At 35.9% G+C, this 13,937-nt stretch carries 14 protein-coding genes and 2 pseudogenes; 2 read left to right on the top strand and 14 right to left on the bottom strand.

Annotated elements, in window-relative coordinates; genetic code table 11:
* Window positions 1-196: 196 nt before the first annotated feature.
* From GFJ36_RS07735 to GFJ36_RS07680, 12 genes are all read right to left on the bottom strand, one after another.
* Entirely contained in the window at window positions 197-970 is a 774-nt protein-coding gene (locus GFJ36_RS07735; RefSeq protein WP_088062915.1) for a flagellar basal-body rod protein FlgG, read from the bottom strand.
* Between the two features lie 42 nt (window positions 971-1,012).
* On the bottom strand, window positions 1,013-2,332 hold the full coding sequence (gene flhF / locus GFJ36_RS07730) for a flagellar biosynthesis GTPase FlhF (RefSeq protein ID WP_088062914.1): 1,320 nt from the start codon (window positions 2,330-2,332) through the stop codon (window positions 1,013-1,015).
* A gap of 14 nt (window positions 2,333-2,346) precedes the next feature.
* Window positions 2,347-4,413 (bottom strand): flagellar biosynthesis protein FlhA, encoded by a 2,067-nt coding sequence (flhA, locus tag GFJ36_RS07725; protein ID WP_064476528.1) that lies wholly within the window; start codon window positions 4,411-4,413, stop codon window positions 2,347-2,349.
* A 24-nt stretch (window positions 4,414-4,437) separates the two neighbouring features.
* A complete protein-coding gene (gene flhB / locus GFJ36_RS07720) occupies window positions 4,438-5,484 on the bottom strand; it encodes a flagellar type III secretion system protein FlhB (RefSeq protein ID WP_001040117.1) in 1,047 nt (348 codons plus the stop codon).
* Window positions 5,485-5,494: 10 nt separating this feature from the next.
* Complete coding sequence (locus GFJ36_RS07715; RefSeq protein WP_088062913.1) at window positions 5,495-6,256, bottom strand: flagellar biosynthetic protein FliR; 762 nt, start codon at window positions 6,254-6,256, stop codon at window positions 5,495-5,497.
* Window positions 6,257-6,271: 15 nt separating this feature from the next.
* On the bottom strand, window positions 6,272-6,547 hold the full coding sequence (locus GFJ36_RS07710) for a flagellar biosynthetic protein FliQ (protein ID WP_064449842.1): 276 nt from the start codon (window positions 6,545-6,547) through the stop codon (window positions 6,272-6,274).
* A gap of 33 nt (window positions 6,548-6,580) precedes the next feature.
* Window positions 6,581-7,339, bottom strand: coding sequence for a flagellar type III secretion system pore protein FliP (locus tag GFJ36_RS07705; RefSeq protein ID WP_001220582.1), 759 nt, complete (start codon window positions 7,337-7,339; stop codon window positions 6,581-6,583).
* Window positions 7,336-7,656, bottom strand: coding sequence for a hypothetical protein (locus GFJ36_RS07700; protein WP_000121176.1), 321 nt, complete (start codon window positions 7,654-7,656; stop codon window positions 7,336-7,338). The genes GFJ36_RS07705 and GFJ36_RS07700 overlap by 4 nt, the downstream gene beginning before the upstream one ends.
* A 12-nt stretch (window positions 7,657-7,668) precedes the next feature.
* Window positions 7,669-8,028, bottom strand: coding sequence for a flagellar motor switch protein FliN (gene fliN, locus GFJ36_RS07695; RefSeq protein WP_000680010.1), 360 nt, complete (start codon window positions 8,026-8,028; stop codon window positions 7,669-7,671).
* A gap of 10 nt (window positions 8,029-8,038) precedes the next feature.
* Window positions 8,039-9,025 carry a flagellar motor switch protein FliM gene (fliM, locus tag GFJ36_RS07690; protein WP_000012366.1) on the bottom strand — a complete coding sequence of 329 codons (987 nt, stop codon included), beginning with the start codon at window positions 9,023-9,025 and terminating at the stop codon, window positions 8,039-8,041.
* A gap of 14 nt (window positions 9,026-9,039) precedes the next feature.
* Window positions 9,040-9,264, bottom strand: coding sequence for a flagellar motor switch protein FliN (locus GFJ36_RS07685; RefSeq protein ID WP_000775712.1), 225 nt, complete (start codon window positions 9,262-9,264; stop codon window positions 9,040-9,042).
* 62 nt (window positions 9,265-9,326) lie between these two features.
* The gene (locus tag GFJ36_RS07680; RefSeq protein ID WP_088062912.1) at window positions 9,327-10,112 is read right to left on the bottom strand and encodes a lytic transglycosylase domain-containing protein; all 786 of its coding nucleotides are present in this window, start codon (window positions 10,110-10,112) and stop codon (window positions 9,327-9,329) included.
* 257 nt (window positions 10,113-10,369) lie between these two features.
* On the opposite strand from GFJ36_RS07680, the gene GFJ36_RS07675 reads away from it, so the two are divergent.
* Both GFJ36_RS07675 and GFJ36_RS07670 read left to right on the top strand, forming a co-directional pair.
* Window positions 10,370-11,191 (top strand): flagellin N-terminal helical domain-containing protein, encoded by an 822-nt coding sequence (locus tag GFJ36_RS07675; protein ID WP_088062911.1) that lies wholly within the window; start codon window positions 10,370-10,372, stop codon window positions 11,189-11,191.
* Window positions 11,192-11,449: 258 nt separating this feature from the next.
* A pseudogene (locus GFJ36_RS07670) lies at window positions 11,450-12,250 on the top strand (flagellin N-terminal helical domain-containing protein).
* A 94-nt stretch (window positions 12,251-12,344) separates the two neighbouring features.
* Here GFJ36_RS07670 and GFJ36_RS07665 read toward each other — a convergent pair.
* Complete coding sequence (locus GFJ36_RS07665; RefSeq protein WP_142291732.1) at window positions 12,345-13,292, bottom strand: DNA-binding domain-containing protein; 948 nt, start codon at window positions 13,290-13,292, stop codon at window positions 12,345-12,347.
* A gap of 324 nt (window positions 13,293-13,616) precedes the next feature.
* Window positions 13,617-13,937 (bottom strand): annotated as a pseudogene (locus GFJ36_RS07660) (hypothetical protein); the annotation flags it as partial.

Genomic DNA, 13,937 nt, shown 5'->3' with positions numbered 1-13,937 from the left:
TTTAATTAACTTTCGTTATAATTGGTTAAATAAATCGTAACAGTTAGTTACCCCTTTTTTAATTCACTTAGTTAAATAAACATTGCTATCATTATGAAATTCTATCCTCACAATAACGATGTTGATAATCATTATCATTTTATGATGTAACTGTAATAAAAGCAATAAAAAAAAGACTTCCGCTAACGGAAGTCTCTTATCTCAATATTTCATTCGCTTCTTTTTCATAAATTTTATCAAATGAAGTCATAACGCGTTGTGACGCTGAAATCATTTTTTGATCTGTCATAAGATCAGCCATCTCTTTCGTCATATCTACATTTGAATTTTCTAGCATATGGTTTTTTACTGTCCCTGTTCCGTTCGGTAAATCAGCAATATTCCCTTCAGCTAGCGCAAAGCTTTTGTTCTCTCTTTGTACGAGACGTGCATTCGCTTCTGCATCTACTGTTTTTGTTTGCAGGCGGGCAATATTATTTTGTGTTACTGCATCATATAACGTACCGTCTGCTTGTACAGCTACTTTTGCTCCTTCTGGAATACGAATACGTTCATTATTCTCTCCCATTACGAAAGCGCCTGAAGTTGTTTGTAAATAACGATCACTATTTAATGTAAAACTACCGTCCCTCGTTAAAAACGTTTCATTATTTTTAGATGTAACGAAAAACGAAGCTGTGCCGGCCGTACCGTCATCTAAAAAGAAATCTGTATCACTATTTGTCATTTGTATATTTCCTTGTACTAAGTTCACATGCGTTGCGGCTGGTACTACAGCGTAATCAGTCGAACCGATATTTGTCACAGCCCCATCTCCGCGGCGATATGTGTCTTGTACATCAAATACTTTAGAAGTCATATTTTCTGCTTTAAATCCTGTCGTTTGAGCATTTGCAACGTTATTCGAATGAACATTAATGCGCTGCATGTAATTCATCATACCCATAGAACCTATATAAAGACCGTTCATAATCGTTTGAATAAGGCAGTTGCCTTATCCTTCACCTCTCTTCTATGATGTTTGCAACATTTGTTTCGCTAAATGTTCAGCTGTAGCGATATGTATATGTTGCTTCACGTCTTGTCCGTCTGTCATTAATACAATTGGAGCTGATGATACTGCTGGAATTTTCAACAATTCACCACTACTTGCTGTTTCATCAAATTTCGTAAATACGATACCATCAATATGAATATCTTTAAAATTCGTAATGATTTCAATCATGTCTTTACTTTTCATCGAAGCTGATAACGTTAAACAAATATAATCTGGCTCTACTTGTCCCATCGTTTCAATCATTTCTTCTACTGTTTCTGACGCACGATAATTTTTTCCGGCTGTATCAATTAAAATATAATCGACGCGCGCTTCTTCTTTAAAATACGTAAGCGCTCTTGTCATTGCAGCTTCATCACGTACAGCAATTACTTCAAATCCAATTGTCTTGACGTAATCTTGCAGTTGCTGTACTGTTCCAATGCGCGAATGATCTGTCGTAATAAAACCGACCGTTTTTTTCTTACCGTGAAACTGCCATGCCATTTTCGCAAGTGTCGTCGTTTTTCCAACTCCAGTTGGACCGATTAATGCAATTGTTTGCACTTCTTTTTCAAAAACGTTTTCCGTATTGAAATGAGACCTCATATCTTCCAATATGTATCCGATCACTTCTTCTTCTGTAATCATCGTCGCATTCTCAAACTTCACTTTTAACTTCTCAGCATATGCATGAATGAAGTATTGTTCTACATCATTTTGCTCTAGCATGCGAATTACTTTTTGAATAATAAACGGTACAGATTCTTGGTTTTCTTTTTTTACAACCACTTCTTCTTTCTTGACCGGAACAACTTTTTTCACAGTTTTTTGCTTTTTTGTTACTTTCGCTAATTTCGTTTCTTCCGTCTGTTTCACAACGACGATACCTTTTTCAAACAACTTTAATAGTTTCTCTTTCTTTCTTGTCCATTCTTCACTATTTCCTGTTTGCATCGCCGCATATGACATAGAAGTCGTCAAGTTTTCTAAATTGTGCAGTACCGATTGAATTCCGTTCGCCTTCACAATTTGTTCTGAAGAATCATTTACAACATCCATTAGTTGTTCATGAAATTGAGCTGTGCCTTCATTCACTTCTTCCTGTTTATCCTCTGGAAAAGCAACTAACATTTCATAATTCTTTTTCCAAAAAAACGGGATATTTCGTTTTACACTTTCATCGACAACGTAATAATAATCTGTACCATATTGGTCAAATAACTTTCGATACAATTCATTTTTCGAAGCTGCTTTTATTCGCATTAACGCTTCTTTCTTTTCTGTACTTTCCATTACTTCACCCCCTACTATTCAATATAGGCAATTTGATCTACAACAATTTCTGGTGCTAATTCGCTAATACAAAGTACTTGCGCTTCTACTTGATAACGCTCAAGAAGTCTTACAATCGCAAATCTGAAATCTTTTCTACGCGTTAATAATACTGGTTCTCTTCCCATTAAACGAGCTTGTTTAAAGACACGCTGTACTTGTTCAACAACACGTGTTTCTAAATCTAAATCCCAGTTTAATAAGTAACCTTGGTATGAATTATTTACAACATCCGCATCTAACTCTATTGAATCTGAGAAGAGCGCCGCATATATTTTACCGTCAGGATTTTTCGCATTTTCACAAATCACTTTTGAAATACATTCACGGACGAATGACGTTACACCGTCTACATGATTTTGATAAATTTCTTTTCCGTCAATAATACCTTCGATAATAGTTGGTAAATCACGAATAGAAATACCCTCTTTTAGCAATTGTTTAATAACATTTTGAACGAGTGATAAGTCGATTTCTTTCTTCTTAATCTCTTCTAATAAAACACCGTTATCATTTTCAAGCGAGTTAATTAAGTCTTTTACATGTTGACGCTGAATTAACTCATGAAGATTACGTCTAACGACAACATCTAAATGTGTGATTAATATGCTAAGCGGCTCTAATACTTGATAGCCTTTCATTTGTGCATCTTGTACCATATGCTCTAAAATCCAATATCCATCTTCACCGAAAATTGGATCTTTCGCTGGTTCTGCATCTAAATCGGCCATTACATTCGGTGTTTTCAATGCTAATAAATAACCTGATTTTAAAACACCTTCAGCTGCCTTCGCACCTTTAATACGAATAATGTAACGTCCGCGTGGTCTAAAACTCGTATTATCTTTAAAGTTAATGCCAGGAACGTTAATACCAAGGTCGGTAATAATCGACTTCCTCATAAGAACAACTTTATCACGAGCTGTTTCCCCGTTAATCTTCTGCTTTACAAGGGCTGCTAAATCTAAACCGAGTTCTACTATAATTGGATATTTATCTGTAAATACTCCGAATGAATCTTCCACTTGTTGCAGTTGCTCATCTTCGCCTTGAATCATTTCTAATTCTTTTTGAAGCTCGTCTTCTTTTTCTTTCTTTATTCGGTTTTTATTACGAATTCCTAAGAAAATAATTGTCCCACCAACAAGAGCAAACGGTAGAAATGGTAGCGGAGTGAAAATACCCATCGCAATAAATAAACCACCAAGCGCATATACAACAACTTCATGTGCTAATAACTCTTTAAAGATACCTTCAGTTACCGTATCCGCTGAACCATCAAATACACGTGTTACGATAATACCTGTTGAAATCGCAAGCATTAACGAACCGATTTGGTTTACGATTCCGTCACCGACAGTTAGCTGTGTATAGTGAATAGCTGCTTCAGCAAAACTCATGCCCTGCTGCATCATCCCGACAATTAAACCGAAAATAATGTTTACGAATAAAATGACAATCCCGAAAATAACGTCCCCTTTAATGAACTTTCCGGCACCATCCATCGCTCCGTAAAACTCTGTTTCCATATTTAATTTCTTTCGTTTTGCCTGTGCATCTTTTTCAGTAATAATACGCTGGTTTAAATCAGCATCGATCGACATTTGTTTCCCGGGTAAAGAATCAAGTGTAAAACGAGCTGCAACTTCAGCTGTACGAGATGCACCGTTTGCAACGATAAACTGGAATATGATTAATACTATGAAAATAACGATACCAATTAATAAGTTCCCGCCAATAACAAACTGACCGAACTCTTCAATAACATGCCCCGCATTTCCGTCTGTCAAAATCGCTCGCGTCGTCGATACGTTAATCGATACGCGGAAAATCCCGATTAATAACAGCATCGTCGGAAATGACTTTAATTCATCCCACTCGTTAATACTTGTTGCTCGCATATAAATAAGCACTGACATACTTAGTAAAAAAACGATAACGATATCAAGTATAAATGGTGGAAGTGGAATTAAGAGCGCCACTACGAATGACGCTGCTAAAAAGATAGAAAAATAGGTTCTTGCAGAATCTATTTTAAACACAAGAGATCTCCTCCAACCGCGCTATTATACTTCAAGTTCATTCGTTTGAATTAAATAGCGCATAACTTCAATTACAGCTACGTATAAATCTTCTGGAATCGTCTCATCTTCCTCGACTTGATAATATAAAGAACGAGCAAGCGGACGGTTTTCCACCATTGGTATTTCTTGTTCGCGGGCAAGCGTTCGTATGTATAATGCGAGCTCATCTTCCCCTTTTGCAACGACAATTGGCGCCGCATCAACCTGTTTATTGTACCGAAGTACGACCGAAATATGAGTTGGATTGTTTACAATAAACGTTGCACCATCCATCTTCTTCGCAATTGTCCCTTGCAAGATCGCATGCATAAAGTTTTTTCGCTTTCCCTTTACTTGCGGGTCCCCTTCATTATCTTTATGCTCTCTTTTTACTTCTTCTTTTTTCATCTTAATATCTTGTTCGTACTCCCATTTTTGATAAATAAAATCAATAATAGAAAGAACGATTAATATAATTAAAATAGCTAAAAAGATAAATTTAATTTGCCTAATAATTTCAGTAAGTGACGCAGTCCAGTTAAATCCAATCATACTAACGATTTTCTCTAAATTCTTTTTAAAGAGAACGTAAGCAACGTAGCCGATTAATCCCATATAAAATAGTGATTTCAAAATATCTACTAAACTTTTACGACTAAACAATCTCGTAAAATAGTTTTTGGGGTTAATACGCGACGCTTTCGGCTTAATAACTTTAGAAGAAAATAAGAAACCGACTTGAATCATATAATTAAATAAATGAAAAGCGTATACGAGTATTAATATCGGCGCGGATACTTTTAATAATAAAATCCCCATTAAATAAAAATACTCAGTTGAATCTGTATTTTTTCCAATTTGATCAAACAGCACCGCTACAGAATTTGCAATCTCATATCCGAGCCAATCTCCGAAAAAGTAAACGACAACTGCTAATACAAGTATGGAAAATAAATTATTTAAATCTTTACTCCGGGCAATATTCCCTTCTTCACGCGATTTCTTACGCTTCTGCGGGGTGGCCTTTTCTGTTTTATTATCCTTTGCCATGCGCGTCCCCCTACTTCGTTAAGAAAAAGTTAAATAGTTTCGTATATTCCTCAAGCAATACATCCGTCATATTTTTAAACACATAACCGAGCATCGGTACACTCATCGCAATAAACAAAATACCACATGTGATTTTAATGACGTACGCATTCATAAAAACGTTTAATTGCGGAGCGTTTTTTGCGATTAAAATTAAAACAAAGTTAATGATGAACAAACTTCCCATAAGCGGAAGAGCAATTTCAACCGCGGATGTAATCGCAAATAATAACGTTGCGAGTAGACTATCTAGAAAACTAGTCGTCAGCAATTTTGAAATCGCCTCTGTATATTGAAACGACTTTAAAATCGTGGCAACGAAATAATTAATGCCGCCAAGTGAAATAAAAATAATGAGAAAAAATATATCAAAAATGGTTGAAAGTAAAGTAGACTGTGAACCTGCATTTACATCAAACAAACTTGCCTGTGATAAACCGATATCAAAGTCTAAAATATGCCCTGCCATTTTTGGAATGTTCCACAGCATTTCTACAATTTTTGAAAGCGATAATCCAATTACTATTTGCGTTCCTGCATAAGCTGCCACGTCCCAAGTTGTCTTTATGTGAGAGACATCAACTTGATCCGCAACTGTGATTGAAAGAGCAAGTCCAACTACAACCTTTGCCATCGCTGGAATGGATCGACCTGAGAAAAACGGTAAAAAATATAAAAATGAAGTAATGCGGCAAAACGCAAAAAACGTCGCCGCCCATAATTCCATATTCATTTCAGTTCACCTATCTTAGTACGAACGCAATAGCGATGGGATTTTATCAAATAAATCTAAAATAAGCGTCGTTAACTCTTGAAACATCCACGGACCTAAAATGATAATAACGAGTACAATACTCGCCATTTTCGGTAAAAACGTCAGCGTTTGTTCTTGAATTTGCATCATCGCCATAATGACAGCGATAATAATAACGACAATCATACTAACACCGGCAATCGGCATTAAAATCATAACCCCTTTATAAAAAAAGGTTTGAAAAATATCTATAATTGGTGACGTATTCATTTATATGACTCCTATCACATAGCATCAAACGTTTCAGGCGACCGTTTTAAACATAATGTCGACGATTTTTGTATATCCACCTAAATATACGAAAACGAGTATTTTAAATGGTAAACTTAAAATCATCGGCGGTACCATCATCATCCCGAGGTACATTAAAAGTGTACTAATAATCAAATCTATAAATACAAACGCTAAATAAATGAACATCCCCGTTAATAATCCCTTTTGAATTTGCGTTAACGTAAAGGATGGTACGAGCGTAAATAATGAAAGATCTTTCAAATCTTTCGGCAACTCTTCTCCGCGCACTTTCAGCATCATTTTTAAATCATGCTTATACGTATGCTTTGACATATACTCTTTCATAATCGGAGCTGTCGTCTCTGCAGCTTGACTTACTGTTATTTTCTCTTTCGTCATCGGATCCCACACATCGCTCTTTAGCTGCCCAAGTACAGGCTGCATCGTAAAGAGTGATAAAAATAATGCAAGTCCAACAAGCACTTGGTTCGGTGGTAAATTCATTACCCCAAGTCCTTGACGTGTAATCCCAAGAACGATCATAAAATAAGTAAAATGTGTAAATAATAGAACGATAGAAGAAGATAATGATAAAAGGGTAACGAGCGCAAATAATTGTACACTTGAATTACTCGTAAACTCTTTTCCATTTTCGAAATTAATAAAACCGTTCGGGGCCGCATACGCTGGATTTACAAAAATAATTGAAAAAACGATAGAAAATACGAAAATAACGGCTAATAATGATAACTGTTTCTTTATTCTCATGATGGATCCTCTACTTTTTTCGTTTCACTCTTCACCGCGTCTTCTAACGCTTGTTGAAACTGATTTCCTGTTCCTGTTAATTGCACAGATTGTACACCGTTATTACTAATAACAGTGAACACTTGCTTGCCATCTACTTCAAATAAAAAGGCGCTCGTTTGATGATTTAAATACACCCCGTCTTTCACTTGAATATGGCCATTTTCACCTTGCTTAAAAAACTGCTGCTTGCGCGTCTTTTTCGTCATATAATATGCACCGTAGCCGAGCGCACCAAACAGTAAAACGACTTGAAATAAGGTCGTCATATACGACATATGACTCCTCCTCTACTCTTTATCTTGCATTTGACTTTGCGCTTTCATAAGCGCAGCTTGCTTCTTATCGGCTTCAATTTCAGAAATGATAATACCGAACTTCTCGTCCATTACGATCGCTTCACCGATGCCGACTTTCATATTACTTAAATACACATCTACTTTATGTCCTAGGTTTTTCTCTACTTCCAGAACATCGCCCACTTTTAACTGTTTCACATCACCAAGCGTAATAGATGACTTCCCAAGCTTTACACCAAGTTCAATCGAAATGTCTGAAACAGTATCAATATGTGCTTTACCTGCTTCATTTCGCTTCCCTGCAAAATCTTCTAATCCCATTAATGACACAGGAGATACTTCATGCTTCATATGGATCCTCCTACTCTACAAAACTTTTAAATAAGAGCGCCTTACGCGTTCCATCTTTCCCAATAAAACAATTAAATTTATGCTTTCCATCTACATAACCAAGTAATTCATCCGAAACTTTCGTATGAAGCGGAATAATATCGCCTTCTTCAATTTGTTCAATCTCACCCATTGTCATCTTTTGCTCGCCAATTGCAACGTGAACAGGTTTATACACTTGATTTACTTTCACTTCCACTTCAGACGTATACTTTTTACGCTTATCCGAAGAATGTTCGACAATATTTTCAGACGTTAACTTATCCATAATTTCTTCAACAGATAAGAACGGAATACCGATACGCACCGTCGTATTCCAAAAATCTGTTTTCATATTTACGTTCAGTAATGAAATGATATCACTCGCTGTCGTAATCTTTAATGCATTCGGGTCTGTCTCCGTCGTTACAAATTTTGGTTCAATCGCAACAACGCTTTCAAATGATTGCTCTAAATTTTTACAAAGGAGCATAAAAATATTATCCAGTGTTAAAAACTCAAATGCGGTAAGTGGTCTGCGCATCGTAAAGTTACGCTTACTATCTCCGCCAAGCCAACATTCATGAATGTAAATAACGAACGCTAAATCAATCTCAATGACAATTTCTCCAAGCTCCGGGAGGCCAAGATCAATAACGCAATATAAATAGTAATCTTTCGGCATTTTCTCCACATACTCACTCGTAAATGGAACTTGTTCAACCGTAGAAGGCTCTAACTCAATTGGAATACGCATACGCGCTGACAACGTCTGTGACGTCTGTTTACCAAATGTAGAAGCAATTGCTTGCAAGCTACGTAAATGCTCAACACCGAACTTCTCCGGTCTATTAAAATCATACTCTTGAAATTTCTCTTGCTTTCCTGCTTCTTGTGCGAAAGCTGGCATTTCCTCGCCTTCATTTACCGCCTTCAGCAGGGCATCAATTTGCTCTTGGCTTAATTTTTCGCCACTCATGACAATCCCCTTCCCTACCTTTTCAATTCAACGATTTCAACGTACATCTTCCCGTTTTTCGTCAAAATCTTTCCGGTTCCAATCTCTTCATTCTCAAGCATAAGACGCACCGTATTTTTCGTTGAATTTTCAAGACGATACAATGTACCTTTCGTAATATGAAGCAAATCTTCAATTTTCTTTTTCGTATTTCCGATTTCAAAATAAATTGTTAACGGAATATCATCTTGTAATTTCAAATCTAGCCAACTCCCATATCATGTTCACGAAAATTTCATGTTCTCTCTATATATGAAATTTCTTATTTTGAAACGTCGATATTTAATATTTTTTTAATATATCCTTGCGTTTCTTTAAATGGCGGTACGCCTCCGTACTTTCTCACATTACCAGGGCCAGCATTATAAGAAGCAAGTGCCAATACTAAGTCGCCGTTATTTTTCTTTAAATAACCGCTTAACTCTTTCACACCGCCCTCAATACTTTCAGCTGGTGAAAATGGATTTTTTATACCCATCTCTTTCACATTCGCTGGCATAAGCTGCATAAGACCCATCGCACCTGCATGTGACACCGTTTTCGGATTAAAATTAGACTCTACTTCAATCATTTTTTGAATTAACGTTTTCGGAATTCCGTATGTACGGCTAGCGCGATCAATAATATCCTCATACTTCCCCTCATTTGAAGAACGTATTTTTTGAATATTATACTTCTTCGTTAATTCCCACGTATCAGCAGCCTCATTTTTCGTTTCTGGGAAACGTCGTTCAAACTCTTTTTGTGCGACTTGCACTTCATCTACGTTCTTCGTTTCAGCTTTTTCTTCAGGCTTACTCGCTTCCTCTACTTTATTAATAGATTGTTCCGGTTTATTTACGGCCGTTTCTATTTTTGTAGATTGTACCGGCTGACTCATATCCTCTACATTTGCCGGCTGCGTAGTACCCTTCGTCTCCTTCGCAGGTTCACTCTGCAACTTCTCTTGAAAACGACTACTAACGAATGCTTGCGGACTACTTAGCTTTTGCTGAATTTGTCCTTTCTTATATGCAAGCACTTCTTTTACTATATTTCCAACTAACATAATATCACCTTTTCGGTAAACAAAGATAATCTAATATTAGAGTTTTTTTTTAAAGTTTGCAATAATCCTTTTAATAATATTGTAATAAAAAAATGAATATATTGTTAAACTGTTATTTTTTTATATTTATTAATTCGAATTTTTAGTTGACACCCGCTATGACAGGGATTACAATAAATCTCGAAATTGATTTTTTCGCATATTACCGTTTTTCAATTTGCAGAAAAGTCAATATAAAAAAATGGGGGTTTCTTAACATGAGAATTAATACAAACATTAACAGCATGCGTACTCAAGAGTACATGCGCCAAAACCAAGACAAAATGAATACAGCTATGAACCGTTTATCAAGCGGTAAATCAATCAACAGTGCGGCTGACGATGCAGCAGGTCTAGCAATCGCTACTCGTATGCGTGCAAAAGAGGGCGGCTTAATTGTTGGTGCTCGTAACACACAAGACGCTATGTCAGCATTACGTACTGGTGATTCAGCATTACAATCAATGTCAAACATCTTACTTCGTATGCGTGATCTTGCAACACAAGCATCAAGTGGTACAAATGGTACAACCGATGTTACTTCTGTTGGTAAAGAATATGCTCAATTAAAAGCGGAAATTGACCATATTGCTGAAAAAACAAATTTCAATGGTAAGGCATTCTTAAACGCAGATGCTGGTGGTGATGCTGATATCTCAGTTCAACTTTCTGACGCTTCAGGAGATACATTGGTAATTGAATCTCTAAATACAAAAGATTTAACAACTGCAAAATTAGGCGATGATATAACTACTAATGAACTGGCTGCAGCAGAATTAGACAAGCTTGACGAAGCTATCCAATCAATTGCAGACGCTAGAGCAACTTTCGGTTCACAATTAAACCGTTTAGACCATAACTTAAACAACGTAACTAGCCAAGCAACAAACATGGCTGCTGCTGCTTCTCAAATCGAAGACGCTGACATGGCAAAAGAAATGTCTGAAATGACTAAGTTCAAAATCTTGAACGAAGCCGGTATCAGCATGCTTTCTCAAGCAAACCAAACTCCACAAATGGTTTCTAAATTATTACAATAATCCATTTGAGTTAGTTTCATGAATAAACCTCTCTGCTTGCGGAGAGGTTTATTTTTCTATATAGATGAATTATTTGTAAAACCTTTCTTTTTTAGGCGGAAGAGAGCATCCGCGTTGCGTAGAAGCGGTCAGTGGCTATCTCTATCCCCTCTCATGTTAAAATACAACTAGAAGATAAGCATATGTCCCTTTTTCTTTTCATAACTGTTTATTCGCTTTAAGACCATATATGAATCTTTAAGGTAAGGAGTGTCTATTATGCGTATTGATACGAATGTTTTGAGTATGAATGCTAGGCAGTCATAGTATGAGAATGAGAAATGTATGAATGTTTCGATGGAGGATTTAGCGACTGGTACAAAGTTGAATACTGCTTCTGATAATCCTGTTAATATTACAATTGTAACTCGTATGCATGCGAGAGCGAGTAGTATGTGTGGGACGATTCGTAATAACGAGGATGCAATATCAATGCTTCGTACAGCGGAAGCTGCTCTTCAAATTGTTACGATTATTTTACAGCGTATGCGTGATTTAGCTGTTCAATCTGCGAATGGTACAAATTTAAACAAAAACCGTGATGCGCTGAATAAAGAGTTTCAATCGTTAACAGAACAAATTGGCTATATCGGCGAGACAACTGAGTTTAATGATTTATCTGTATTTGACGAACAAAACCGTTCTATTACGTTAGATGCTATCGGTTATACCGTACATATCATGAAACATATTCCCCCTTCTCCTACACAACATGGCATCAACATTTCAACTGAGCAAGAAGCAAGAGCGGCAATTCGGAAAATTGAAGAGGTCTTGCAAAATGTATCACATCATTGTGCCAATCTCGGTGCCATGATGAATAGTTTACAGTTTAATATTGAAAATTTAAATAGCCAAAGTATGGCTCTAACAGATGCTTCTTCTCGAATTGAAGATGCGGGTATGGCGCAGGAAATGAGCGATTTTTTAAGGTTTAAATTGTTAACTGAAGTTGCACTTAGTATGGTTTCACAGGCTAATCAAATTCCGCAAATGGTTTCTAAGTTACTACAATCGTAAAAATTCATCCTCCTTCTTTGGAACGATTCCACACAAAACAAAAGGGAAATACATATACACTATGTATCTCCCTTTTATTTTGTACCCAATTTTTTTATTGTGTTACGGTCATAACTTGTCCACTACGATCGACCATAATTTTCATTTTTCCATCTTGAGCGTTATATAGCCCTAGCTTATGTAGGTCTTGTTTACACTCTTCTACAAAGTAAGGTAATGTGCGAATTTGATCGATATCAGAGCTCGTAATGAAATGAATTAAATGATGCGTCATTTCTTTAATATCAAAGACGAGTTCTTCCTTCTCCCTCTTTAACCTTTCATTTTCAAACTGTAGCGACTTTAATTGACTTTCAAGGTCACGTGTATTTTTTTCATCTTTCGAACGATCTGCAGCCATGCTAGAAAGCTTATAAATACCTTCCATGAATTGATGCAGTTCATGTTCCTTCTTTTCGCTACATTGACTAATTGTTTCAAAGTTGTCAACGATACCCGATATAACTGTTACAAGACTTTTTTCATCCTCTTTACTTCGAACGTCTTCTTTTACTTCTTGTTTTCTTTCTTGTCTCGTCTCAACAATCTTCTCTTTCACAGGTTTATATTTTCGTTTTCGACCTGGTTTTTGTTTTTCAATATTTTCAAAAGACATCTCTTGTTTTTTTAATTTATAATACGTGTTTTGTAATTGGCTTTCTGTTTTCGGAAAAATATTCAATTCATTTTTACTAACATATTTTGAAATATTTGCGATGTTTAAACCGTGACGTTGACAAAATTGATACACTTCATATAATAGTTCTAACTCAGATTTCAGCCATGTAATTACTGATTCTTCATATGCTCGCATACCGCCATTTTTTTCTATATCTATTTGAAATAGTACCATTCTTTTATATAAAGCAACTAGCTCTTCATACCCTATTCTGAATTGTTTCTCTATTTTTTTGAATTCCGCATCTAGTTTCATATCGTTCATTTTATTATTTGACATGTTTTGTAAAAGACTCAATACATTAATTGCTGTGTGGTGATACATAATATGTGTCACTCCCCCCTCATCCTTTCACAATTCTCATCTGACTCCCATGTCTTTTAAGAAAATATAAATTTTAACATATCCATATTATAACATTTCGAAATTATCTGTCAAATAATTAACATATAAAAAGATATAAAAAGTATAAAATCAGATTTAGCTATTTCATTTATGCATAAAGCATTTCTCCCATAAATTTAAATATCCCATTTTAAAAATATTTTTTATTACTATCTATATTACTTAACCAAAAACAAGAACGCCAAGAGATCTACTTCCTCCTGGCGCTCTCTATTGAACTACTAATTTTTAATACTCTACCTTTTATTCACCTATAAAATCTTTTGCTACACGTACACTTTCTTCCTTATTCACGTTTGTTACTGTAATGTATACCTTTCCTGCTTTCTCACCTAATTGAGGAATTTTAACATTTACTGCCGTTTTTGAGTCAGCAACGGTTGCTGATTTCAGCTCGTTACCTTCTTGTGCCGCGTCATATACTTTCACTACATCTCCTGCTTTTAAGCCTGTCACTCGAACAATATCATCTTCACCAGCATCATTATTTAACACAACAATATTACTTGCATTTGGAGCCGCTGTAATTTCTGTATCATATGCTTTCACTGTACGTGTACTTTC

The organism is Bacillus sp. EE-W1 (genome assembly GCF_009760835.1).
Lineage (GTDB): Bacteria > Bacillota > Bacilli > Bacillales > Bacillaceae_G > Bacillus_A > Bacillus_A wiedmannii.
The sequence above is the reverse complement of the archived record's forward strand: the minus strand, read 5'-3'. Positions and strand labels throughout refer to the sequence as shown.